This is a genomic window from Brevibacterium aurantiacum (assembly GCF_900169065.1).
Lineage (GTDB): Bacteria > Actinomycetota > Actinomycetes > Actinomycetales > Brevibacteriaceae > Brevibacterium > Brevibacterium aurantiacum.
On record NZ_FXZB01000007.1, the window covers coordinates 22254 to 46013 of the forward strand.

The window sequence follows — 23760 nt, forward strand, 5'->3', positions numbered from 1 at the left end:
TAACCGCGAAAATTCCGTGCGTATGAACTCTGCCGGGCTGCTCACAGCGTCGAGACAAGGTGACGGTGACGCTCCAGTGCGTGCGGCCATCGCCAGCTCGGAGCTTGCGGTAGCGTAGGTGCACGGCACTGACAGCAGTGCTGAGCGTGCTGGCTCTATTGGGAATACATCATGGGAGGACTGAAGGCGTGACCGAGTCGCAACTGCAGCCGTCTGGATCCGGCGGAGCGCGGTACGAGCAGATCGCGGAGCAGATACGCGAATCGATTCGCACGGGGGCACGGCAGGTGGGTCAGAGCCTCGAATCCGAAGCAGCTCTGGCCTCCGAGTACGAAGTCGCACCGGGCACGGTGCGCGAAGCGCTGCGACTGCTGGTCAGCGAGGGAACCGTGGGAGGTCGGCGCGGAGCTCGCAAGATGGTGCTGCGCAGGCCTCGGCCGGCGGCAGTGGCTGAGGAGTTCCGCAGCTTCGCTCAGTGGGCCAGCGCGCACGGGCGGACCCCGGGCGGCCAGGTCATCGAGCAGCGCTGGCGCATTGCGGGGGATGAGACGGCCGCGGCACTCAAAGTCGATCCTCGTGCCCGTGTGCTGCGGGTTCTTCGTGTGCGTCTACTCGACGGCGAGAAGGTCATGGTCGAACGGACGAGCTACCCCGAGGATCTCGGCGACTTGGTCGAGAAGGTTCCCAACGATGCAGCCTCGGTCAGTCGCAGCCTCGCCCAGCAGTACGGGATCGTCTTCGCCGGTGCTGATCACGTCTTCTCGGCGACCGTCTGCGGTCAGCAGGATGCAGACCTGCTGGGGGTTGCACGCGGACGACCGCTGCTGCGCCACCTGCGCCGCAGCCGCGACAGCGCGGGGCGGCCGTTGGAGATATCCGAAGACCGCTATCTGGCCAACATCCTGTCCGTGGCGATGTCGAACGGTCGCAATGTCAACCCGATCAGCTGGCTGACTGCCGACGAACCGAACTGGTTCTGATTTCGTCGCCGACACCCGAACAGCAGACAGCGGCTCGGACACCTCGATCCGAGGTATCAGAGCCGCCGTCCGCCAACCGATCGGCTGGGTCAGAGCCAGCAGGTCGGCTGGGTCAGGCCTTGAGCTCGGCCGCCAGCTCGTGGAAGTCCCGACTGGGGTTGCCGAAGCGGTGCAGGGTCATCGACACTGCCTGCTCCTGCACGTAGTACCGCATCTCCACCCGCGCCGAGGAGGTCACCGGTTCATCGATGACCGCAACTTCGGGGCGTGGTGCGGTGGCCGCCAGCAGCTCAGGTTCCTGCGGTCCGAGCACGCGGATGCGGGCACCGACGGAGTCGTCGTAGCGTCCTTCGCCGACCATGTCGGCAAAGACCGTGGCGGACTCGGTGCGAGCCGCAACCCCGGCGTTCGTCGCCGCAATCTTCACCTCGGAGGCGACGTCCTCGGCGATGGACAGCTGCACCGTTGATCCGACGGATTTCGCCGCATGCAGCGAGCGCTCCAGGTCGAACACCGTAGTCGTCGAGATCACCCGCAGTGTGACCGGACGGGGCCGGTAGCGGAAGATGTTGGCCTCTGACTGCAGGCCCGTGTGATCCTTCGCCGCGCCGAACTCCCGCGCCAGCCAACGTTCGTCGTCGGCCTTGGCCAGTTCCAGGTTCTGGCTTGCGTCAGTGGCGCCTGGCAGTGTGGAGGGATCGTCGGTGTAGTGGCCGAAGAGCATGAGGTAGTTCGGGCCACCGGCCTTCGAGCCGAGCCCGACGGAGGACTGCTTCCAGCCGCCGAAGGACTGGCGCCGAACGATTGCACCGGTGATGCCGCGGTTGACGTAGGCGTTGCCGACCTGGACATGGTCGAGCCAGGTGCGCACCTCCTCGGGGTCGAGGGAGTGGATGCCGCCGGTGAGGCCGAAGTCCACATCATTCTGGAACTCGATGGCCTCGTCGAGGTCGCGGGCGTGCATGAGACCGAGCACCGGACCGAACACCTCGGTGAGGTGGAAGAAGGATCCCGGCTTGACGCCGTCCTTGATTCCCGGGCTCCACAGCCGGCCCGTGTCATCGAGCTGCTGAGGCTCGAGCAGCCAGGACTCACCCGGTTCGAGGGAGGTCAGGGCCCGTTCGAGCTTGTCGGCGGGATCCTCGGTCAGCGGTCCCATGGTTGCCGACATGTTCGCAGGCCAGTCGACGACCATCGACGAGGCGGCATCGATGAGCTGGCGCCGGTAGCGCTCCGAATCATAGGTTGAGCCCACCATGATGCCCAGCGAGGCGGCCGAGCACTTCTGACCGGCATGGCCGAAAGCGGAGTACACGAGGTCGGCAACAGCCAGGTCCCGGTCCGCCGCAGGAGTGATGAGCAGGGCGTTCTTGCCGGAGGTCTCGGCATTGACGTGCAGGTCAGGACGGAAGGACTTGAACAGAGCGGCCGTCTCGGAGGCACCCGTGAGGATGACACGGTCGACATCCGGATGGGCGACGAGGTGACGGCTGAGGTCACGGTCGGACGGGGTGCACAGCTGCAGCACGTCCTTCGGAACGCCGGCTTGCCACAGGCAGTCGATGATGAGTGCCGAGCAGTGCTGGGTGGGGTTCGAGGGCTTGTGGATCACGGCCGAACCTGCGGCCAAAGCTGCCACGGTGCCACCGGTGGGGATGGCGATGGGGAAGTTCCACGGCGGGGTGACGACGACCATCTCATCGGGGACGAAGCTCGCCCCCTCGAGGGTCTCCAGCTCCGCGGCGTTGAGAGCGTAGTAGCGGATGAAGTCGATGGCTTCGGAGATCTCCGGATCGGACTGCGAGGGCATCTTGCCCACCTCGGCGGCCTCGACGGCGATGAACTCACCGCGGCGTGCGGCGAAGATCTCGGCCGCACGGTGGAGGATCTCGCCACGTCCGGCAGCACCGAGCTCGCGCCAGGCCTTCGCCGCCTTACGACCGCCGGCGATCATCTCATCGAGCTGCGCTGCCGAATCGACCTTCGGCGTCTTCGGGCGGTCGTCGAGGTATCCGGGAGCGGTCGCCTCGGCGATGATGGCCTTGACCCACTTCTGGTTCGCGGGCAGCGAGGGATCGGTGTCGGGCTCATTGAAGAATTCGGTCGGTGCCGTGCCCGGGACATCGCGTTCGGCCGCACGGTTCTGCCCACGGTTGGGCATGGGAGCGGAATCGCCGTCTGTCGCGAGAATGTCTTCGAGCTGCCGGACGGAGTCCTCGAAGCGGTTGGCCTCGCGGACGAAGACGTCGTTGCCGTTGGCCAGGTCGAAGATGCCCGACATGAAGTTCTCGGACGAGGAATTCTCCTCGAGCCTGCGCACGAGGTAGGAGATGGCGACGTCGAATTCCTTCGGGTGCACGGCCGGGACATAGAGGAGAAGGTCTCCGACGTCCTCCGTCACTGCGGCGGCCTGTTCCGAGGCCATGCCCTGCAGCATCTCGAACTCCACCCGGTTCGTGACCTCACGGTCGACGGACAGGTGGTGGGCGAAGGCGATGTCGAAGAGGTTGTGGCCGGCCACGCCGATGCGCAGCCCCTTCATCCGCTCGGGCGTGAAGAGCCAATGGAGGACGCGCTTGTAGTTCGCGTCGGTGGACTGCTTCGAGTCGCACGTGGTGGCGGGCCAGCCGGCGATCTCCGCGTGGACGGTCTCCATCGCCAGGTTCGCGCCCTTGACGAGGCGAACCTTGATTCCGACCCCGCCATCGGCGACGCGTTCGTTGGCGAATTCGCTCAGGCGCTGCACGGCCCCCAGGGCATCGGGCTGGTAGCCCTGGATCACGATTCCGGCCTCGAGGTTCTTGAACTCGGGTTCGGCGAGCAGGCGAGTGAAGACCGCGATCGTGAGCTCGAGGTCCCGGTACTCCTCCATGTCGAGGTTGACGAACTTGGACCCGGTCGGTGCCTTCGCCGCCTGCTGGTAGAGCGGGCGCAGGCGTTCGACGACGTAGTCGACGGTGTCGTCGAAGGCCCACATCGAGATCTGAGAAGCGACGGAGGAGACCTTGACGGAGACGTAGTCGACGTCCTCGCGCGCCAGCAGGCGGTGGGTCTCTTCGAGGTGATGATCGGCTTCGCCATCACCGAGGACAGCCTCGCCGAGGAGATTGATGTTGAGCCGGTGCCCGTCGGCGGTCAACGTGGAGACGGCCTTGCCGAACTGCTTGTCGCGGGCATCGACGACCATGTGCCCGACCATCTGGCGCAGGCGGGTGCGAGCAGCGGGGACGACGACCTGCGGCGCGATCTTGGCCAATGCCGCACCGGCCTTGATCTGGGCACGGTCGAGTGCGGACATCGTCTCGGGAGCGAGTTTGCCGACCTCGGCCAGGGCATCGGCGGCGGCGTGCACGTCATCGGTGCGCACGACCCGATCGACGAATCCGACGGTGAAGTCGAGTCCGTTGGGGTCCGAGAGCACCGCCGAGAGGCGTTCGGCAGCAGGGTTCTTCGCAGTGGTCTTGCTCGTTGCCACGCGCAGCCATTTGCGGACGGTGTCGATGGAGCGACTGGTGAGCTGATCGAGATCAGAATCTGTGTGCAACAACTGCTCGTTCCTTTTCTGTTGGACGAACTCTGGGTGAGTCTGGCTGGGCTCTGTGCCGAGTGTTCCCGCGTCGTCGTTGACCTTTGACGGGATCGTTGAGATCAGTATGCGCCGGAGCAAATGCGGAGTGAAGGGTTCGCGACTCATCGCAGACATTGTTGAGTCAGAAGTAATAGAATAGAGTGATGTATTCCTCAGAGATGCGCCGTGCCGCTGTCGCCGGGACGGCCTCATCCTCCATCGCCGAGGTGGCTGCGCAGTTCGGCGTCTCACCGTCGAGTCTGCGTCGGTGGATGTTGCGATCCGATCTCGAGGATCGCCCGCGCAGCGGCCGCCCGCAGATCCAGAGCACGGCAGATCAGGTCGTCGAGGCCTTGGTGAGCACGGCAGGGGCGAGGATCTCGGGGAAGGACTATTCGACCCGGGCGCTGGCCGAGGCCACCGGTCTGAGCCAGAGCATCGTATCTCGCGCGATGAGGGGAATGACGGTGCCGCGGGATCAGGTGCGCGGCGGCGACGAGATCACCGTTGTGGCAGGAGGATTCCCCCTGGTCATCATCGGCATTCGCGCTGCCGATCAGCGAGGCGGCGATGATAGCGCTGGCAGTGGTGGCGACGGGGGTGGAGGCTCGAGCGCAGTCTCAGCACGACGAGTTCAGCGCCGCATCGCCGGCATCGTGGCCGCCCTGCGTTCGGCCGGGGTTAAACACTGGCCGCAGCGCTTCGACAGTGAGCACCGCCAGACCGATGCCTCGGCGATGCTCGAGCTGCTTCAGGCTGGAGGTCAGCGGGAGTGCTTCCTCGTCTTTGATCCTCACAAGGAGACAAGCGGAGGGGTGGCTGAGAGTCCAGACACGGCAGAGAGCGCGGCCATCGCAGTCCATCGCGACTTCGCGGAATTCCTCGACGCCGCCAAATCTGCTCTTGCCACGTGCCGCGACGTACCCGGTTCCCTGCTCGACATGCTCGCCGCCCGAGTGCGCCACGGTTTCGAGGGGGTCATGTGGAAGGAGGCGAGCCACAACGATGCTCAGAGAAGTTCCATTAGTTCTGACTCAATGGAGATCTCTTCGTGGTTGCCGAAGGAGACGCGATCCATCACCGAGCACCTGGCGATCGCCCTGCGTGAGGAGATCATCGACTCCGGATACGAGCCTGGAGACCGAATCAATCCGCGTCTCCTGTCACGACGGATGCAGGTGCCTCGGTCGTCGGTGGATGCCGCACTGCGGCGCATGGTCGATGACAAACTCCTCGACGGTTCCCGTGGCGGAACGCGGATTCCGCTGATCACCACCCTCGACGTCCTCGACCTCTACGCCGGACGCATGGCAGTGGGCGAGGTGCTCCTGCGGTCCCTGGCACTGCGGCCCAAGCGCTACTTCGTGCCCGTGCAGCTGGCGCTGCGGCAGGTGGAGGCATCGGCGGCCACGAAGAGCGGAATCGACGTCGAAGACGCGGACCTCCACTTCCAGCAGGAACTGGCCCGAGCCTCCGGACTGCGGCAGAGCACCCGCGCCTTCGAAGCCCTGACTCTGCGTCTGCGCCTGTTCATCTCGGTCCTGCAGCTCGACTACTCACCAGCCAGCGATCGTATTCTCATCGATGACCGTGCGATCTTCAAGGCGCTGTCGCTGGGGGACGCCGACACCGCTGTGAGCGCCTGGCGGGGCAAAGTCGACAACGCGGTCAGGCACATGGCCGGACTCTTTGCTCGCCGCCGGTTCGACCAGGACCTCTGGGCACAGCTGACACGGAGCGGATGAACACACCCGCCGGACAACCTCGGCGAGGGTGACTGGTATAAATTTGGGGAAAGTCAGTGCTGGAGTTCGCAGAGTCGAAAGGGATAGTTGAACCGTGGAGACCTTGATTGTAGGCGTAGCCGGGGGCACCGGCAGCGGAAAGACGACCCTGACGCAGGCGCTGCTGGACAAGTGCGCGGGCCCGCCATCAGTACTGTTCCACGACAACTACTATCGGCGCCGGGACGAGCTGACCTACGAGGAGCGGGAGAAGGTCAACTACGACGACCTCGATGCCTTCGACAACGACCTCTTCGTCGAACACCTGCGCGCTCTGCGGTCTTCGCAGTCGGTGGAGAGTCCCGTCTACGACTTCTCGATCCACAACCGCAGCGATCGCACGACCCTCGTCGAGCCTTCACCGGTGATCATCGTCGAGGGTATCCTCATCTTCGCAGAACCCAGGATCTGCGAGCTGCTCGACATCAAGCTCTTCGTCGACACGGACGCCGACGTTCGTCTGCTGCGACGGATCAAGCGTGACGTGGTCGAGCGGGGACGCACGCTGCAGTCGGTCGAGGACCAGTACATCGGCACCGTCAAGCCGATGCATGAACTCTATGTCGAGCCCTCGAAGCGCAACGCAGACATCATCATCCCTGATGGCGGGCACAATATCGTGGCCATGGACATGGTCCTCAACCGGATTCAGAGGGACGTCGGCTAGTATCCCGCGTGGTCGGGAAATCTCGTGTCAGTGGCGACTCGTAGTGTGTTGGTATGGACGCGATACCCGTTCCGGAGGCTCCACCGGCGGATCATGATCTCATCGCCGAGATCGACCGCTTCGCTTCCATGCTGCGCGGCACCGCTACTGCGGTGACCGAGTCCGCTGCGCTCGCTCGCATCGGCGCCCTCGAGTCCCTTAAGGCAACGATCGCCTCCGTGCAGTCGACCGAGGCTGTGGCCTTCGAGGCGGCGCGCCGGCGTCGCGATGCGCTCAACCAGGTCCCGGACCGCGACTGCGGCACTCACGCCGCCGAGGAGATCGCCTTGGCGAAGAAAGTCTCACCGGGAACCGGCCGGAAGTTCCTCTCCACTTCGCGAGCAATCGTCGGCGAACTGCCCAACACCTTCAAGGCTCTGTCCTCGGGAGACATCTCCGAAGACAAAGCCCGCATCATGGTCGACGAGACCGCATGCCTGCCGACCGCCGACCGCCGCAAGGTCGACTCTCGAATGAAATCGAGCCTGGAGCCGTCCGGTCTGCGGAGTCTGCGGACCGAAGCGCGAGCCCTGGCAGAAGAGATGAACGACGAAGCAGCTGCCGAACGAGTGAAGAAGGCAACGGCCAATCGGCGTGTGACGATGACCCCGCTCGAGGACGGGATGGGACGTGTGTCTGCGATTCTGCCCATCCAGCAGGCAGTCGCAGTCTACGAAGGACTGCGAGAGAAAGCAGATTCAGCGCTGGCAGCCGGGACGGCGAAGGGGCGCAGGCACAATCAGCTCATGGCAGACACCCTTGTCGAGCGACTCACCGGACAGGCCGGCGCCGAGGCGGTTCCGACCGAAGTCCACCTGGTCATCGAGGCGGAATCCCTGTTCTCCGACGGCATGGTCCCCGCATGGCTGCCAGGATTCGGCCCCCTGCCTGCCAAGACGGCCCGCAGCTTCATCGCCGCAAATGAGGCGGAGATCTTCATCCGCCGCATGTTCACCCAGGTCACCGACGGTCAGCTGGTGGGCATGGAATCACGCTCCCGGACCTTTACCGGACGGCTCAGGCAGATGGTCGTCTATCGTGATGACGTGTGCCGGACGCCGTGGTGCGATGCCAGGATCAAGCACGCCGACCACGCCGAGGGATACGCATCCGGGGGAGCGACCTCGTGGGAGAACAGCTCGGGACTGTGCGCAGCCTGCAACTATGCCAAGGAACATCCGGGGTGGAAGCACGAGGCCACGGCCCAAGGCCTGAAGGTCACCACGCCGAGCGGCCTCGACTACGAAACGGCGACACCTCCGTTCGTCAGACGAATGAAATACCCACGACCCGGTACTGCACCACCGGATGCGAACGCCGCCGACGATTGGCGGCTGCAACTTGCTGGGTTGCTCGAACCGCAGAGAGACCCACCTGAGGCTGATTCTGATTCCGATTCGGAATCGGGCGACGTCGACGGCCGTGAGATAGAGCTGCCGTACCTTCCGATCTCGGCATCGGATGCCAGGAAGTTCGTGGACGCGAAGCCGGAAGAAGATCCTGTAGCGGAGCCGGCGGCCGAGCCCGAGTCGGCGCCTGCAGGGGAGAGCCTCGAGTGCGAGATCGCCGAGGTGGTCGACCCTCTGCTCATTCCGCCGACGGTAAGTCTTCGCTACCGTCCCCGGTCCCGTAGACCTGGCCGATCTCTGTCCTCCGGCCGACGGCGTGTGCCAGCGGCTTCGACGGGCAGCGCAGTCGAGGAAGGTCTGCGCGAGGGAATGCTCGACGCCGGGTGACGTGCTGAGACTGCAACAAATCCGACACGGCTGACACCACGATCTGCCTCAAGATTCTGAGTATGAACGTTGACGATGACAGCTCTCATGGACCTTCCGACCGAACAAGGCACCTGCGCCGGATCGCGAGTCTCCTGCCGCTGGCCACTGTCGCCGCGTGGGTGATCACGATCTTCGTGCCCATCCTCGACAGCGGCAACAATGACGGGCCGAGGATCAGGATCACGTCGCTGGGGGAGGACCCGTTCGAACCGGCGACCGCTGTTCCAGGATTCTTCGCAGTCTGGCTGTTAGTGGTCGTCTTCTCGATCCTGCCTCTGCTCTTCGGGATCTCGCGCTGGTGGTCCGGTGCGGCGATGGTCATCGCCGCACTCCTCATCATCATTCTCGTCTTCGCCGCGCTCAACCCGCCGTCTCTGTTGTGGGACGGTCAGACTCCTGATGGGATGCCGACAGGTGGCATGGAAGTCGCACTTCCCGACTTCGGCTTCTTCATAAGTTTGGTGGGAGCTTTAGCGCTTGGCGCAGCGGGGAGCGCCGGATGGTCTGCTGACAGATCTCGTCCGAGGCGACAGCCGTGAGTGCGCGCAAGACTGCAAAGAGTCGCCCACGCCAACGACCAGATGGGCGGAAGGCCCGAATCGTTGCGAGGCTGTTGCCGATTCTGGCGTTGTGCGCGTGGGTGGTCACGCTTTGGGTACCGGTCCTCGACAGCTCGCTCAACAGTCTGCACACCAAAGAGTCCACGAGGATCGTCGTCACCTCGTTGGGTGATGTTCCCCGCGACCTCAGCGACCTCGATCCCAAATTCGTCATCATCTGGAGCTGCCTGCTCGCCTGTGTGATCTCGGCATGGCTCGTCGACCGTCTGCGGATCTGGGCGTGGGCCACGGTCTGTCTCGGCGTCGCAGTCCTGGCCTTGCTGATCAACTTGATGGCCGAGCCTCCGACGCTGATGTGGGATGGCCAGGACAGCAGCGGACGGTGGATCGGCGGGATGGAAGTCGCTTCTCCTGTCTGGGGAGCCGCATTATGGGCGGTCGGGGGCTTGGCCCTGATCGCCGCGGGGATCTGCGGCCTCATCGGAGAACGTCAGCGGTCGTCTGAACGTATCCGCCAAGACGCCCGCAGCCGGCTCGTCGCTCGCCAGCACCGAACTCTGGCCGACGGCGCTGCGCGGCTGCTGCCGCTGATGAGTTTGGCTTCGTGGATCGTGATGATCTGGGTGCCCATCATGGACAACCAGGCGACGGATGAAGAGGGTGTCACACTCACATCCTTGGGACTCAACACAACCGGCCTGGTCGATATGAGCCCCGGTGTCCTGTTTGCGTGGACTTTTGTCATCCTCAGCGCGGCAGTCGGGCTGAGCATGGATCCACCAACGTGGTGGTCAGCAATCGTCGTAGCGTTCGGCGTGAGCCTGTACTTTATGCTGTACGGAATCCTGGCGTATCCGCCGACCGTCCGGTGGAGAGGCGAAACGGCGTCCGGAGAATCGATCAGCGCCAACATCGTCGGCTTCCCGGCGGCGGGAGTGAGCTTTTGGGCGTTGGGGAGCATCACACTGATCGTCGCCGGCATCAGTGGACTCATCGCCCAACGACAACGCCGACGTCTCTTCAGGTGAGGCATTCACACACTGCTGAGACGTCGGCGTCAACGGAACCGACTCGTCACTAGAACAGACCAGTGACTAGAACCTACGAGTCACTGTTCGGAGACGAACACTCCGTCGAAGAAGCTGCCGATCTCGTCATGGGCATCCAAGGGGAAGATGCCCGAGACGTACTGATCGGGACGGACCACGACCACAGCGCCGTCACGGCTGATGCCGCGCTCCTCGAAGATGTCCTCACCGTCGAGAGTTGCGTAGATCTTCTCCACATACTCAAGGTCGAACTCGCCGACGTGCGGGCGGAAGACCGTCGGCACATCCGGGAAGGAGAACTCGGTGTGACCCTGTTGGTAGATGACGCTGAGCTCGAGGAGACTGTCGAGGTCCTCGCCTGCACGGCGGTACTTGACCAACGGCGAGGCCGGGTCGGCATTGAGCCAGTCGGCCAGCTCGGTGACCTTTGACGAGGTGGCATCAGTCGGTGACGGAGCATCGGCGAAGACATAGACGCGCCAGCGGCCGTCTGCCCGCGCCCGATGGCCGAGGTGGATGTAGTTGGCGTCGCAGTTGCGCTGAACCCTGGCCGACTTGAACCGTTTGCCCACGGGGAAGCCGGTGGCCAGCTCCTGGTGTGCGGTGGACGCGGTGATCATCGACTCGGTGTACTCGGTCATGAACCCTGCGGGGAACTCAGCTGTCTTGACGTAGAAGTCCTGCAGGTAGGTCTCGTCGGGCAGCTCCTCCTGCGGAGTGGCCATCAGCGTCGACCATTCCTTGTCGAAGTCGATGAGGTTCTTCGCCGTGACCTGACGCTCTGCGGAGTAGGTCCGCAGCAGCTCCTGCGAGGAACGTCCGGACAGCACCTGGCCGAGCTTCCACGAGATGTTGAACCCGTCCTGCATCGACACGTTCATGCCCTGACCGGCCTTCGCCGAGTGCGTGTGGCAGGCGTCGCCGGTGATGAACACGCGTGGGCAGGGTGATCCGGGAGTGGTGTCATCGGTGTCGTCGAAGGCGTCGGTGAGTCGGTGCCCGACCTCGTAGACGCTGTGCCAGGCGACGTTCTTCACGTCGATGCTGTAGGGCTTGATGATGGCGTTTGCGCGATCGATGATCTCGTCGACGCTGGTCTGCCGCACCTTGCGTGCGTCATCCTCGGGGACTTCGCCGAGGTCGACGTACATGCGGAACAGGTGCCCGCCCTCGCGGGGGATGTGAAGGATGTTGCCGTGTTTGGAGGAGATGGCGCACTTATTGCGAATATCGGGGAAGTCGGAGTTTGCGAGCACGTCCATGACGCCCCAGGCGTGATTGGCCTGGTCACCGGTCATCGTGCGACCGATCGACTTGCGCACGCCCGAACGGGCTCCGTCGCAGCCGACGACATAACCGGCGCGGATGGTGCGTTCCTCACCCGCGCGCTCGCCGGTGGTATAGCGGACGGTGACGCTGACTGGATGCTTCGACGCAGAGTCCTCGTCGATCGTGAGATCGACGAACTCGATGCCGTAGTCGGGCTCGATGCGCCCGGGGGACTGCTTGGCGAACTGGGCGAAGTAGTCGAGGACTCGGGCCTGGTTGACGATGAGGTGCGGGAACTCGCTGATTCCGGTCTCATCATCCTTCGGCCGTCCCGTGCGGATGATGTGCTCGGGATTTGCCGGGTCCGGGTTCCAGAAGGACATGTCGATGATGTGATAACCCTCGCGGATGATCTCCTCGGCGAATCCGAACGCCTGGAACGTCTCGACCGAGCGTGCCTGAATGCCATCGGCCTGTCCGATGACCAGGCGCGAGTCCCGCTTCTCGATGAGTCGGGTGTTCACCCCTGGGTACTGTGACAGCTGAGCTGCGGCGACCATCCCTGCCGGTCCGCTGCCGACGATGAGGACATCGACCTCATCGGGCAGATCAGCGGGACGATCGATTCCGTAACCTGCTGCAGCTTCGATCCGCGGGTCTGCGGACACATAGCCGTGCTGGTGAAAATGCATGTCAACCTCCGGTTCATCACACGTCTTCGTGACTTCTCAATATTAGCAGTTCATATACGATCTAGTGTTACTCAGGTCATCATGACCGCACGCCTATGATCGGGATCACAGACTGTTCTTCCTCGTGAGCGGGTCCGAGAGGGATGCCTGAACGGTCGCGCAGGGCCAGTGTGGCGGCCAACGAGACGAGGGTGACGAGCGCCAGGTAGATGGCCACCGAGGTGGTCGTGCCGGTGGCCGACACCAGGGCCTTCGCGATCGTCGGTGCGAAGGCACCGCCGAGGATCGACCCGATCGCGTAGGACACCGAAACCCCCGAGAAGCGCACGCTGGAGGGGAAGAGCTCGGCATACATCGACGGCTGCTGCCCGTAGGTGAACCCGAGCCCGACAGTCAGAATGACGAGGCCGAGGAAGAGCATCCAGATGCTGCCGGTGTTGACCAGGGGGAAGAGGGAGAAGATGCCGATGAGCAGCAGCATCCAGCCCAGCAGGTAAGTATTCTTCCGCCCGATCTTGTCCGACACCGCACCGGCGACGATCGTGAAGATCAGCCATGACACCGCGGAGGCGGAGACCGCCCAGAGCACCGGACCGCGCTCGAGTCCGATCGGGCCGGCAGGGTCCGTGGCGTAGTTCTGGATGTAGCCGCCGGTGGTCATGTAGCCGGCGGCGTTGTTGCCCACGAAGACCAGCGAGGCCAGGATGACGAGGAGCCAGTGGCTCTTGAAGAGCTTGCCCAGCGGGTTGGCAACCTGCTCCTTGCGCTCGGCGATCTCGTGGAAGACGGGGGACTCCTCGACTCCGCGGCGAATCCAGTATCCGACCGCGACGAGCAGGATCGAGAGGAAGAACGGCACTCGCCAGCCCCACTCGAGGAAGGCGTCGCCGGGAGCGATCGCCGTCATCAGGGCGAGCACGCCGGAGGAGAGGATGAGGCCGATGGAGACGCCGATCTGCGGGAAGGATCCACGCAGCCCGCGGTGCTTGACCTCCGCGTGTTCGACGGCTAAGAGGACGGCTCCGCCCCATTCGCCGCCGGCCGAGATGCCCTGGATGATGCGCAGGAGGATGAGGAGGAGAGGTGCTGCGATTCCGATCGACTCGTAGGTCGGCAGGAAGCCGATCAGGGCTGTGGCTGCGCCCATTGCGATGAGGGTGATGATGAGGACGACTCGGCGCCCCAGCTTGTCGCCGTAGTGGCCGGCGAGGAAAGCGCCCAGGGGGCGAAACAGGAAGCTGATGCCCACGGTGGCGAAGGCGACCATGGTCGACAGCGTCGAACCCAGGGGGCCGAAGAAGAGCTGGTTGAAGATCAGCCCCGAGGCCGCCGCATAGAGGAAGTAGTCATACCACTCGATGCTGGTGCCGACGACGGTCGCGAATGCCACCCTGCCTTGGGTGTGCTGTTTACTCACTATGACTCCTGTGTCGCATTGAGACTGCTGCGTTAGTGCTGTCGTCACATGGGTCAGAGATCGCAGCGCAGGAACGCTGACGTGACCTCAATCATGTGACGCGGACTACTTGTTCTCCGGGACCGTATCATATACGATCTGGGTGAAAGCCAATCGAAATGAGGTGTGAGATCGATGTCGACTCCAGCTGGTCTTCCAGCCCGTCCGGGCAAGATCATTGCCGTCCATGTGGCCTACGAGTCGCGTTCTGCTCAGCGCGGCAAACGGCCGGCCCAGCCGTCCTACTTCCTCAAGGCCACCAGTTCCCTGGCCGCATCGGGAGATGCGATCGAGCGTCCGGCCGGAACCTCGCTGCTCGCCTTCGAAGGTGAGATCGCCATCGTCATCGGCACCGCGGCCCGCTGGGTCAGCGCCGACGAGGCCTGGTCCTATGTCGAAGGCGTGACCGCATCCAACGACTTCGGCCTCTACGACATCAAGGCCCCCGACAAGGGGTCGAATCTGCGATCGAAGAGCCGCGACGGCTACACGCCGATGGGCCCCAACATCATCCCCGCCGCCGAGGCGGACCCCCAGTCACTGCGCATCCGCACCTGGGTCAACGGCGAGGTCAAGCAGGACGACGGCACGAGTGCCGCGCAGCTGATCTTCCCCCTGACCCAGATCGTCGCCGATCTCAGCCAGCACATGACCCTAGAACCCGGTGATGTCATCCTCACCGGCACCCCCGCGGGATCGAGCGTCGTCGCTCCCGGGAACACGGTCGAGGTCGAGGTCAGCGCCACCTCGGCGAGCACCGGAGCAGAACTGAGCTCGGGTCGCCTCGTCACGAACGTCGTCGAGGGCGCGGGCGAATTCGATCCGAAGCTGGGCAGCACACCGGCCGTGACCGAAGCACTGCAGGCCGATGCCTGGGGATCGCGGGAGGAAGCCGGTCTGGCACCGGAGGAATCGGCCGCCAACCCGTTGAGCGAAGACCTCCGGGCCAAGCTCACCGAGGCTCCGACTGCTGGTCTCTCCGCGCAGCTGCGCGGGCGCGGACTCAACAATGTCGTCATCGAAGGCGTCTCACCCCTCGTGCCCGGCTCGAAGGTCGTCGGCACGGCGAAGACACTGCGCTTCGTGCCCAACCGTGAGGACCTGTTCAAGTCCCACGGCGGCGGGTACAACGCCCAGAAGCGGGCATTCGACACCCTGCGCTCCGGTGAGGTCGTCGTCATCGAAGCCCGCGGGGAAGCCGGCTCGGGAACTCTGGGAGACGTGCTCGCGCTGCGGGCCAAGGCTCAGGGCGCGACCGGCGTCATCACTGATGGGGGAGTCCGCGACTCCGCCGAGGTGGCCGGCATCCTTCCCGTGTTCGCGACGGCGAAGAACCCTGCCGTACTCGGCCGCAAGCATGTCCCATGGGAATCAGACGTGGCCGTGGCCTGCGGAAACGCGACTGTTCTGCCCGGTGACGTGATCGTCGGAGACGACGACGGAGTCATCGTCATCCCACGTGACCTCGTCGAGGAAGTCGTCGATGCGGCGCTGGCCAAGGAGATCGAGGACGGATGGGTGGCCGAGCAGGTTGCTGCCGGCAACCCGATCGAGTCGCTGTTCCCACCCAAGGGCGAATGGAAAGAGAAGTTCGAAGCCTGGAAAGCCGCGCGATGACCTCGGCTGGAACAGTTGACGCACCGATGGAGCCGAATTCGCTGAGCAAGGCGGAGACGGCTTACCGCTGGATCCGAAAGTGCATCGCGGATCAGACCTTCGAGCCCGGACACAAGCTGGTGTTGGCTCAGATCGCCCTCGAGCTCGACACCTCCGTCGTCCCGGTCAGGGAGGCTATCCGCCGGCTCGAAGCAGACGGACTCGTCACCTTCGAACGCAATGTCGGGGCCCGGGTCGCCATGGTCGACCAGAGCTCCTACACACAGTCGATGGAGGCCGTGGCGATCCTCGAAGGAGCCGCGACCGCACAGGCTCTTGAATTCCTGGGAGAGCATGACCTCGCCGAGGCGGATGAGATCAATGAGCGCATGCGTGACCTGCTCACCGACTTCGACCCCACCGAGTTCACCCGGCTCAACCACGAATTCCATGCGGCACTGTTCCGACGGTGCCCGAACGAACGACTGCACTCCTTGGTCGCCGTCGAATGGGACCGACTAGCCCACCTGCGCAACTCGACCTTCTCCTTCGTGCCCGAACGGGCACGCGGATCGGTCGACGAGCACGCCAGGATCGTCGCACTCATCCGAGCCCGCGCCTCGGCGGAGGAGATCGAACGGGTCGTGAGGAATCACCGCTCAACGACGCTGGCCAGCTACCAAGAAGCCCAAGCCAAAACCACCGAGACCCCTGCAAGCACAGGAAACATCGACAGAGAAGAGGACAAGTCATGACCGAGTCCACTGCAGCTCCAGCGAACCTGCCGGAGAAGATCCGTCACTACATCAACGGCGAATTCGTCGATTCGATCGACGGTGAGGAGTTCGACGTCATCAACCCGGTGACCAACGAGCCCTACATCAAGGCCGCATCGGGTAAGAAGGCCGACATCGACGCCGCCGTCGCCTCGGCGAAGCAGGCCTTCGACGAAGGCCCATGGTCGACGATGCTCCCACGTGAGCGTGCCCGCGTGCTCAACAAGATCGCCGATATCGCCGAGACCCGCAGCCAGGAACTGGCCGAGATGGAGTCCTTCGACTCCGGTCTGCCGATCACCCAGGCGAAGGGCCAGGCCAATCGTGCCGCGGAGAACTTCCGCTTCTTCGCCGACCTCATCGTCGCCCAGGTCGACGACGCGTTCAAGGTTCCCGGCCGCCAGGCCAACTACGTCAACCGCAAGCCCATCGGTGTCGCCGGACTCATCACCCCGTGGAACACGCCGTTCATGCTCGAGTCGTGGAAGCTGGCTCCGGCGATCGCGACCGGCAACGCCGTCGTGCTCAAGCCTGCCGAGTTCACCCCGCTCTCAGCGTCACTGTGGCCGGGCATCTTCGAAGAGGCCGGACTGCCCAAGGGCGTGTTCAACATGGTCAACGGCTACGGCGAGGAGGGCTTCGCCGGAGACTCCCTGGTCAAGCACCCCGACGTCCCGCTGATCTCCTTCACCGGTGAGTCGACGACCGGTCAGACGATCTTCGCCAACGCCGCTCCCTGGCTCAAGGGCCTGTCGATGGAGCTCGGCGGCAAGTCACCTGCCGTCGTCTTCGCCGATGCCGACCTCGACGCGGCGATCAACGCCACGGTCTTCGGCGTCTTCTCCCTCAACGGCGAACGCTGCACCGCCGGTTCGCGCATCCTCGTCGAAGAGTCCGTCTACGACGAGTTCGTCGAACGCTACGCCGCTCAGGCCAAGCGCGTGAAGGTGGGTCTGCCTTCGGATCCCAGCACCGAGGTGGCCGCACTGGTTCACCCCGAGCACTACGAGAAGGTCATGTCCTACGTCGAAATCGGCAAGGAAGAGGCTCGCCTCGTCGCTGGCGGCGGCCGCCCCGAAGGCTTCGACACCGGCAACTTCGTGGAACCGACCGTCTTCGCCGACGTCGCACCGGATGCGCGGATCTTCCAGGAGGAGATCTTCGGCCCCGTCGTCGCGATCACACCCTTCAAATCAGACGAAGAGGCGCTGCAGCTGGCCAACAACACGAAGTACGGTCTGGCCGCCTACATCTGGACCTCAGACCTCAAGCGGGCGCACAACTTCTCGCAGGCCGTCGAATCCGGAATGGTGTGGCTGAACTCGAACAACGTCCGTGACCTGCGCACTCCCTTCGGCGGTGTCAAGGCATCGGGCCTCGGTCACGAGGGCGGCTACCGGTCGATCGACTTTTACACGGAGCAGCAGTCCGTGCACATCAACCTCGGCGAGGTCCACAACCCAGTCTTCGGGAAGCAGTGAGAGGAAAACACATGTCCCAAACAATCCCAGTCCCATCAGTTCCGGCACCGGACATTCTGCGATGCGCCTACATGGAGCTCGTCGTCACCGATCTGAAGAAGTCGCGTGACTTCTACGTCGATGTGCTCGACCTCCAGGTCACCGAAGAAGACGAAAACACCGTCTACCTGCGGTCGATGGAGGAGTTCATCCACCACAACCTCATCCTCCGCCAGGGTCCGATTGCCGCGGTGGCCGCATTCTCCTACCGCGTGCGCAGCCCCGAAGACGTCGACGCCGCCGAGGCCTACTACCGTGAGCTCGGCTGCCCGGTTGTGCGGAAGAAGGAAGGATTCGTCGCCGGCATCGGTGATTCGGTGCGCGTGCAGGATCCCCTCGGCTTCCCCTACGAATTCTTCTACGAGGTCGACCACGTCGAACGTCTGGCCTGGCGCTACGACCTCTATTCCCCGGGCGCGCTCGTGCGCATCGACCACTTCAACCAGGTCACCCCGGACGTGCCGAAGGCCGTGAACTACATGGAGAACCTGGGCTTCCGCGTCACCGAGGACATCCAGGACGACGAAGGCACCGTCTACGCGGCGTGGATGCGCCGCAAGCCCACCGTGCATGACACGGCGATGACCGGTGGCGACGGACCACGCATGCACCACGTCGCCTTCGCCACGCACGAGAAGCACAACATCCTCGCCATCTGCGACAAGCTCGGTGCGCTGCGCCTCTCCGACGCGATCGAACGCGGACCGGGCCGCCACGGTGTCTCGAACGCCTTCTACCTCTATCTGCGCGACCCCGACGGTCACCGGATCGAGATCTACACGCAGGACTACTACACCGGCGACCCCGACAACCCACGCGTGACCTGGGATGTCCACGACAACCAGCGTCGTGACTGGTGGGGCAACCCGGTCGTTCCGTCCTGGTACACCGACGCTTCCACGGTCCTCGACCTCGAGGGCAACCCGGTGTCGCTGACGCAGCGCACCGACGACTCCGAAATGGACGTCACGATCGGCGCCGACGGGTTCTCCTACACTCGCCGTGAGGACGCCGAAAGCGACTTCGGGGCACATTCGGGTGCTGACGACGGAGAAGACGAGTTCAAACTGGGCCACCAGCTCTGAGGAGACGTGCACATGCTCGATGAGACAACGATCGCGGCCATCGCCGACGATCTGGCGAATGCGGAGAAGAACCGGTCGAAGATCGGTCTGCTCACGGCCAAATACCCCGACATGACCGTCGAGGACTCCTACGCCGTGCAGGACGAATGGCGTCGCCGAGGTGAGGCATCAGGTCGCAGGCTGATCGGTCATAAGATCGGTCTGACCTCGAAGCCGATGCAGCAGGCGACGGGGATCAGCGAGCCCGACTACGGTGCGATCTTCGCCGACCAGGTCTATGACACCGGTTCGGTCATCGACCACTCGCAGTATTCGGGCGTGCGCGTCGAGGTCGAACTCGCCTTCGTGCTCAAGGACGAGCTGCGCGGGCCCGACATCAGCCTCATCGATGTCCTGCGCGCCACCGAGTACGTGGTGCCGGCGCTCGAGGTGCTGTCGTCTCGGATCGAGATGGAGGGCCGGACCATCGTCGATACGATCTCGGACAACGCTGCGCTGGGGGCCATGGTCCTCGGCGGACGTCCGGTGGCAGTCGACGCGGTTGATCTGCGCCGCGTCGGTGCGCTGCTCTACCGCAATGAGTCGATCGAGGATTCCGGGCTTGCCGCGGCAGTCCTCGACCACCCAGCCCGCGGCATCGTGTGGTTGGCGAACAAGCTCGCCGAACACGGCGATGTCCTCCAGGCTGGCGAGACCGTGCTGGCAGGGTCCTTCACCCGCCCCATGTGGGTCAGCCCGGGCGACACCGTCCATGCCGACTACGGAGATCTGGGAGTCATCACATGCCGTTTCAAGTAGATCTGCCGCAGACGTTCACTCAGCGTGTGGCGAAGCTGGGTGCGGGGGAGCATCTGGCCGGAATGTGGGTCTGCTCCGGCTCGCCGGTGGCCGCGGAGATCGCCGCGGCCTCGGGGATGCAGTGGGTGCTCATCGACGCCGAGCATTCGCCCATCGACCTGCAGATCACGACCAGCCTGCTCCAGGCGATGAACGGATACCCCGCGACCCCTGTCGTGCGGGTACCCGTCAACGATCAGGTGCTCATCAAGCAGTACCTCGACCTCGGCGCGCAGAACCTGCTCGTGCCGATGATCGATACCCCTGCCGACGCCGAGGCGGCCGTGCGTTCCGTCTACTACCCACCGCGCGGTGTGCGCGGGGTGGGATCGGCCCTGGCACGGGCCTCCCGGTGGAACGCAGTGCCGAACTACCTGGATCGGGCCGAAGAATTTGTGTCTCTGACCGTGCAGATCGAGTCGGCCACCGCAGTCGACAATGCAGCGGAGATCGCTGCGGTCGACGGTGTCGACGCGGTCTTCGTCGGGCCCTCCGACCTGGCGGCATCGATGGGTCTCCTCGGGCAGCAGACGCACCCGGACGTCACCGATGCGGTGCTGCGGACCTTCGACGCGGTCAAGGCTGCCGGCAAGCTCGTCGGCGTCAATGCCTTCGACCCGGACCAGGCCCGGAAGTACCTCGACGCAGGTGCCTCGTTCGTCCTCGTCGGTGCCGACGTCGGCCTGATGATGAACGGTGCCCGCGCCTGGGCGAAGACGTGGGTGCAGGACTGATCGACGGCTGAGCTGCTGCTTAACAGCACGGCGCTGGCACCTACTTAATACGGTGCCAGCGCCGTTTTGCATCTGCATGAGCTTGCTCGAGCAGGCTGACGATAACTGCCAGTGAGTCCCGACTCGGGGTGACGACGGCGATCCACCCCTGTGCCCGATACACCGGATGCGGAATCACCGTATCGGTGGCAGCGAAGTCCCAGACGCTGCCGGAAGCAGTGCCGGTGCCCGAAACGTCGCGGCTCAGGCGCGGCTCCTCACCGGTGAGTAAGACGAATCGGTGCCGGCCGACATGGATGTTCAGACGCCAGCGACCCGCCCGATCCAGTTCGGAGAGCGCATCGTCCGGGTAGTCCTTCGTAACAAAGGTGGCGAAGGGCTGGCCTTGTTGGGGAGTCTGGCCATCTGGAGCGTAGTAGAAGAAATGGTCACCCCAAGCGATCTCTGGAAACGGACCACCCTCCTCTGGAGCCAACTCCAACACACCTTCGAATTCTCGGGCTCTCTCAAGGTAGTCATGCATACTCATGCTTGAAGTATGAACCTGAAGTGCTTATGTCGGGTTAGTGGGTCTTCGGGCAGGTGATTGAGAGCGAGAGACGATGAGAACCTCGAAGTTGGCGGAGGTCAGCGGGTATTCCGTGCAGCAGATCCGTCAGTTGGAAAGCCTCAGAGTGATTCCCGCCGCCACACGGCTGCCCAACGGATATCGGTGCTTCTCGTCACTTCACCTCAGTGCGCTTCTCGCCTACCGTGAGCTTGCCAGTGCAGTGGGACCGGTGCTTGCTCGAGATGTGATGTCCAAGGTCCAGCATCTGCCTCTCATCGAGTCAGCGGCACTCATCAGCGGACTCGGGTATTCCCTCGAAGAAGAACGCAGACAGGTAGTCGCAGCTAAGACGGCATTGACCTCGATTCGCAAAGAGACTGAGACCGAGATCGCCGTTGCGGAACGAGGATCGTCTGCACGCGAGTCGATGACCATCACCGAGCTCTCGCAGGCCCTCGGCGTGCCGCCTTCGACCCTGCGGTTCTGGGAGAAGGAGGGGCTGGTGAGTCCCGATCGAGTGGAAGCTCGATCCCAGACTGCCCGGGTCTATCGGGCAACGGCCATACGGGACGCCAGGATCACAGCGGCGCTGCGGGCAGGCGGTTATCGGATACCCGAGGTCGTGGAAGCGATCGGGGCACTGCACGACCTCGGTGATGCGAGCCGATCTCTGGCGGCTCTTGACGAACGGCTGGAGGCGGTGGCCCGGCGGACGCTGGCCCTGTTCCGGGCCGGAAGCGTCCTGGCCGACTTGGTCGACCTGGGCCACCGCTGATCCTTTTCAGTTGCTGACTCTCCTCACTCTCCGTTTCGACGGCTGCCGGTGATGATCAGAGCCGTGGCTCCGAGGCCGATGAGGAAGATTCCGGCTCCGATGAGCATTCCGTTGCCCGTGGTTCCTGTCCGCGGCAGCTGGGCCGGTGGAGCAGGGGCCGCAGGTGTGTCCGCGACCGGTTCGACCGGGGGCTCTGGTTCGGCTGGAGGCGCCGGTGGTGTCGGTGCCTCCGGTGGTGCTGGCGGCGCTGGCGGCGTGGTGGGCTCTTCAGGTGGGGTCGAGGGCTGCTCCGGTGGCGTCGGTTCTGGCGGTGCCGGGGGAGTGGAAGGTTCCTCGGGTGGCCTGTGCACGGTTTCGGCGGGAATACCCCATTCGCTCGTCCACGTCAGGTGATCGTCATTGCCCTGGATCGTGGTCACATAGGTGACCCAGCCGACGGGCATGTCGATGGTCTCTGAAGTCACTGTCGCGGTGCCGTTCTCGTCCCCGATGACGGTGATGTCCTGGGAGTGGATCTCTTCTCCGCTGATGTCCTTCGACTGTTCGGGTTCGGACTCCGTGTGATAGGCCGTCATCGTGATCACTGCCTCACCACCCGGGCGCAGACCGTTGACCGTGACTTCGTCGTGGACGGAGGTGACATCGAGGACCGCCTCCGTCTCGGCACTGGGGGCCCACGGAACAAAGCCGGTCTCTCGAGGTTGACCGTGGCTGCCCTTCCATTCCTTCGTGGACTTGTCACCGGCAATCGTTTCGGTGAAGTACATCCACCCGTGAAAGTCCTCAGGGACTGTGATCGCTTCTGATCGGTGCGTACCGTTGCCGACGTTCTCCGAGGTCACCTCGGCGATCACCTCGGCGTCGTCGTTCTTCTTCCCGAGCTCGGGTGTCGAGCCCGTCTGCCACAGCTCGTGCTCGACGGTGACCGTGTGGTCACCGACTAAGCCGGAGACCGTGAACGTGTCCGTGATGGAATCGCCGGGCTCGGGAGTCTGATCGGAGATTTCGGTGGACACACGAGGCTGGGAGACCAGATCGATCTTCGCCTTGGCAGAGACCTCGACTGGTTCGTCCGGAGTGATCACTCGCTGCACCCGCTTGGTCTTCTGGGGCTCATAGAGCAGGACGGTCTCTGGTGCGAGGCTGGCCGAAGCCTTGGCTGTGACAGTGCCGGGTGCCTCAGGCTTGATGACGGTGACGACGGGTTCGGCTTCGCTGGTCAGAGTTGTCGGTGCGTCCGTGGATCCGCTGACGTCGAGCTTGATGGGAACGCCGGGCACCGCGTTGCCGGAGGCGCTGGTCAGGGACACCGAGAGCGAGAGGTCACCAGTTGTGGGGAGCTGGGCCTTCTTATTCTCATCCTTGTCGTCGTCGACTCGTGCGAAATCACCGTCGCCGGGGGCATCCTTGCCGTACGGCTCGAGCACCGGCATGTCCAGGACTGGGGTCAGGGTGACGTCGAGGGTATACGGGCCCGCGAGCTTCTTCGACTCGGCGCTGATCTTCGAGAACTGCTTCGCTGCCCCCTTGAACTTCTTCCCCAGATCACCTGGCTTCTGCGGCGGTACCTTGTGATCGTGTGGGATCGTCTCATCCAGTCGCGCCAGCGCACTCAAGGCGGCTTGCACATCGGCCGATTTGGACCCGGAGTACTCGTGCAGCGCCCATGCCGTCTGCGCCGTGGTGATCTTCTCCGGTTTTGCACCCGTGAAGTATTTGGGCAGGGGCGACTGTTTGCCGGCATCGATGCAGTACGCCTGCGTGCCCTTGAACGTTCGGTAGGAGCCGTACCAGGTCTTGCCCTGCGGCGCGTGATGCCAGATGCCGGGACCATAGGCCTCGCTGGCCTTGAGCATCGGCACTTCGCCGAGCGAGGCGGGCGGCCCCTGAGCCATGGCCGGCCCGAATCCGATGAGTGAGGCCAGAGCCAGGACCATGAAGAGGAGAGCTGAGCGGAGTGTGAAGCGTCTGCGAGTAGTCATACCCTGATTCCACGGCGAGGGGGTCGAGCCTGACCAGGGCAGAAAATCTGCCTGTGAATTCAC

General features: G+C 64.0%; 18 protein-coding genes. 13 read left to right on the forward strand and 5 right to left on the reverse strand.

All coding sequences use genetic code 11. The features are described 5' to 3' along the window. The first annotated feature begins 188 nt into the window (after positions 1-188). Entirely contained in the window at positions 189-980 is a 792-nt protein-coding gene (locus tag BAUR9175_RS06060; protein ID WP_125187783.1) for a GntR family transcriptional regulator, read from the forward strand. A gap of 112 nt (positions 981-1092) precedes the next feature. On the opposite strand, the gene BAUR9175_RS06065 is transcribed toward BAUR9175_RS06060, so the two are convergent. Next, positions 1093-4674: a bifunctional proline dehydrogenase/L-glutamate gamma-semialdehyde dehydrogenase gene (locus BAUR9175_RS06065; protein ID WP_101583314.1), complete on the reverse strand. Its 3582-nt coding sequence runs from the start codon at positions 4672-4674 to the stop codon at positions 1093-1095. A gap of 38 nt (positions 4675-4712) precedes the next feature. Between BAUR9175_RS06065 and BAUR9175_RS06070 the strand changes: the two genes are divergently transcribed. From BAUR9175_RS06070 to BAUR9175_RS06090, 5 genes are all read left to right on the forward strand, one after another. After that, on the forward strand, positions 4713-6293 hold the full coding sequence (locus BAUR9175_RS06070; protein WP_101583232.1) for an FCD domain-containing protein: 1581 nt from the start codon (positions 4713-4715) through the stop codon (positions 6291-6293). A gap of 94 nt (positions 6294-6387) precedes the next feature. Beyond that, positions 6388-6999, forward strand: coding sequence for a uridine kinase (gene udk / locus BAUR9175_RS06075; RefSeq protein ID WP_101583234.1), 612 nt, complete (start codon positions 6388-6390; stop codon positions 6997-6999). Between the two features lie 53 nt (positions 7000-7052). Beyond that, a complete protein-coding gene (locus BAUR9175_RS06080) occupies positions 7053-8774 on the forward strand; it encodes an HNH endonuclease (protein ID WP_101583235.1) in 1722 nt (573 codons plus the stop codon). Positions 8775-8836: 62 nt separating this feature from the next. After that, a complete protein-coding gene (locus BAUR9175_RS06085) occupies positions 8837-9355 on the forward strand; it encodes a hypothetical protein (RefSeq protein ID WP_101583237.1) in 519 nt (172 codons plus the stop codon). 101 nt (positions 9356-9456) lie between these two features. Next, positions 9457-10404 (forward strand): hypothetical protein, encoded by a 948-nt coding sequence (locus BAUR9175_RS06090; RefSeq protein WP_101583238.1) that lies wholly within the window; start codon positions 9457-9459, stop codon positions 10402-10404. 80 nt (positions 10405-10484) lie between these two features. Here the strand turns inward: BAUR9175_RS06090 and BAUR9175_RS06095 are convergent, their stop codons facing one another. Both BAUR9175_RS06095 and BAUR9175_RS06100 read right to left on the reverse strand, forming a co-directional pair. Then, positions 10485-12386 carry an FAD-binding monooxygenase gene (locus BAUR9175_RS06095; protein ID WP_101583240.1) on the reverse strand — a complete coding sequence of 634 codons (1902 nt, stop codon included), beginning with the start codon at positions 12384-12386 and terminating at the stop codon, positions 10485-10487. 79 nt (positions 12387-12465) lie between these two features. Beyond that, positions 12466-13803, reverse strand: a complete 1338-nt coding sequence (locus tag BAUR9175_RS06100; RefSeq protein ID WP_236850646.1) for an MFS transporter — start codon at positions 13801-13803, stop codon at positions 12466-12468. A 174-nt stretch (positions 13804-13977) separates the two neighbouring features. Between BAUR9175_RS06100 and BAUR9175_RS06105 the strand changes: the two genes are divergently transcribed. From BAUR9175_RS06105 to BAUR9175_RS06130, 6 genes are read left to right on the forward strand one after another with little or no spacing between them, the layout of a single operon-like run. After that, a complete protein-coding gene (locus BAUR9175_RS06105; RefSeq protein WP_101583243.1) occupies positions 13978-15459 on the forward strand; it encodes a fumarylacetoacetate hydrolase family protein in 1482 nt (493 codons plus the stop codon). Beyond that, positions 15456-16193 carry a GntR family transcriptional regulator gene (locus tag BAUR9175_RS06110; protein WP_009883954.1) on the forward strand — a complete coding sequence of 246 codons (738 nt, stop codon included), beginning with the start codon at positions 15456-15458 and terminating at the stop codon, positions 16191-16193. Before BAUR9175_RS06105 ends, BAUR9175_RS06110 begins: the two co-directional genes overlap by 4 nt. After that, positions 16190-17695, forward strand: coding sequence for a 5-carboxymethyl-2-hydroxymuconate semialdehyde dehydrogenase (gene hpaE / locus BAUR9175_RS06115; protein WP_101583245.1), 1506 nt, complete (start codon positions 16190-16192; stop codon positions 17693-17695). Before BAUR9175_RS06110 ends, hpaE begins: the two co-directional genes overlap by 4 nt. An 11-nt stretch (positions 17696-17706) precedes the next feature. Beyond that, positions 17707-18819: a 3,4-dihydroxyphenylacetate 2,3-dioxygenase gene (gene hpaD, locus BAUR9175_RS06120; RefSeq protein ID WP_096146554.1), complete on the forward strand. Its 1113-nt coding sequence runs from the start codon at positions 17707-17709 to the stop codon at positions 18817-18819. 12 nt (positions 18820-18831) lie between these two features. After that, positions 18832-19617, forward strand: a complete 786-nt coding sequence (locus tag BAUR9175_RS06125) for a fumarylacetoacetate hydrolase family protein (protein ID WP_101583247.1) — start codon at positions 18832-18834, stop codon at positions 19615-19617. Beyond that, a complete protein-coding gene (locus BAUR9175_RS06130) occupies positions 19602-20390 on the forward strand; it encodes an HpcH/HpaI aldolase family protein (RefSeq protein ID WP_101583248.1) in 789 nt (262 codons plus the stop codon). Before BAUR9175_RS06125 ends, BAUR9175_RS06130 begins: the two co-directional genes overlap by 16 nt. Positions 20391-20430: 40 nt before the next feature. Here the strand turns inward: BAUR9175_RS06130 and BAUR9175_RS06135 are convergent, their stop codons facing one another. After that, positions 20431-20919 carry a DUF6194 family protein gene (locus BAUR9175_RS06135; protein ID WP_101583250.1) on the reverse strand — a complete coding sequence of 163 codons (489 nt, stop codon included), beginning with the start codon at positions 20917-20919 and terminating at the stop codon, positions 20431-20433. 73 nt (positions 20920-20992) lie between these two features. On the opposite strand from BAUR9175_RS06135, the gene BAUR9175_RS06140 reads away from it, so the two are divergent. Beyond that, complete coding sequence (locus tag BAUR9175_RS06140; RefSeq protein WP_096146558.1) at positions 20993-21715, forward strand: TioE family transcriptional regulator; 723 nt, start codon at positions 20993-20995, stop codon at positions 21713-21715. A 23-nt stretch (positions 21716-21738) separates the two neighbouring features. Here the strand turns inward: BAUR9175_RS06140 and BAUR9175_RS06145 are convergent, their stop codons facing one another. Then, positions 21739-23697 (reverse strand): hypothetical protein, encoded by a 1959-nt coding sequence (locus tag BAUR9175_RS06145; protein ID WP_101583252.1) that lies wholly within the window; start codon positions 23695-23697, stop codon positions 21739-21741. Positions 23698-23760: the final 63 nt, after the last annotated feature.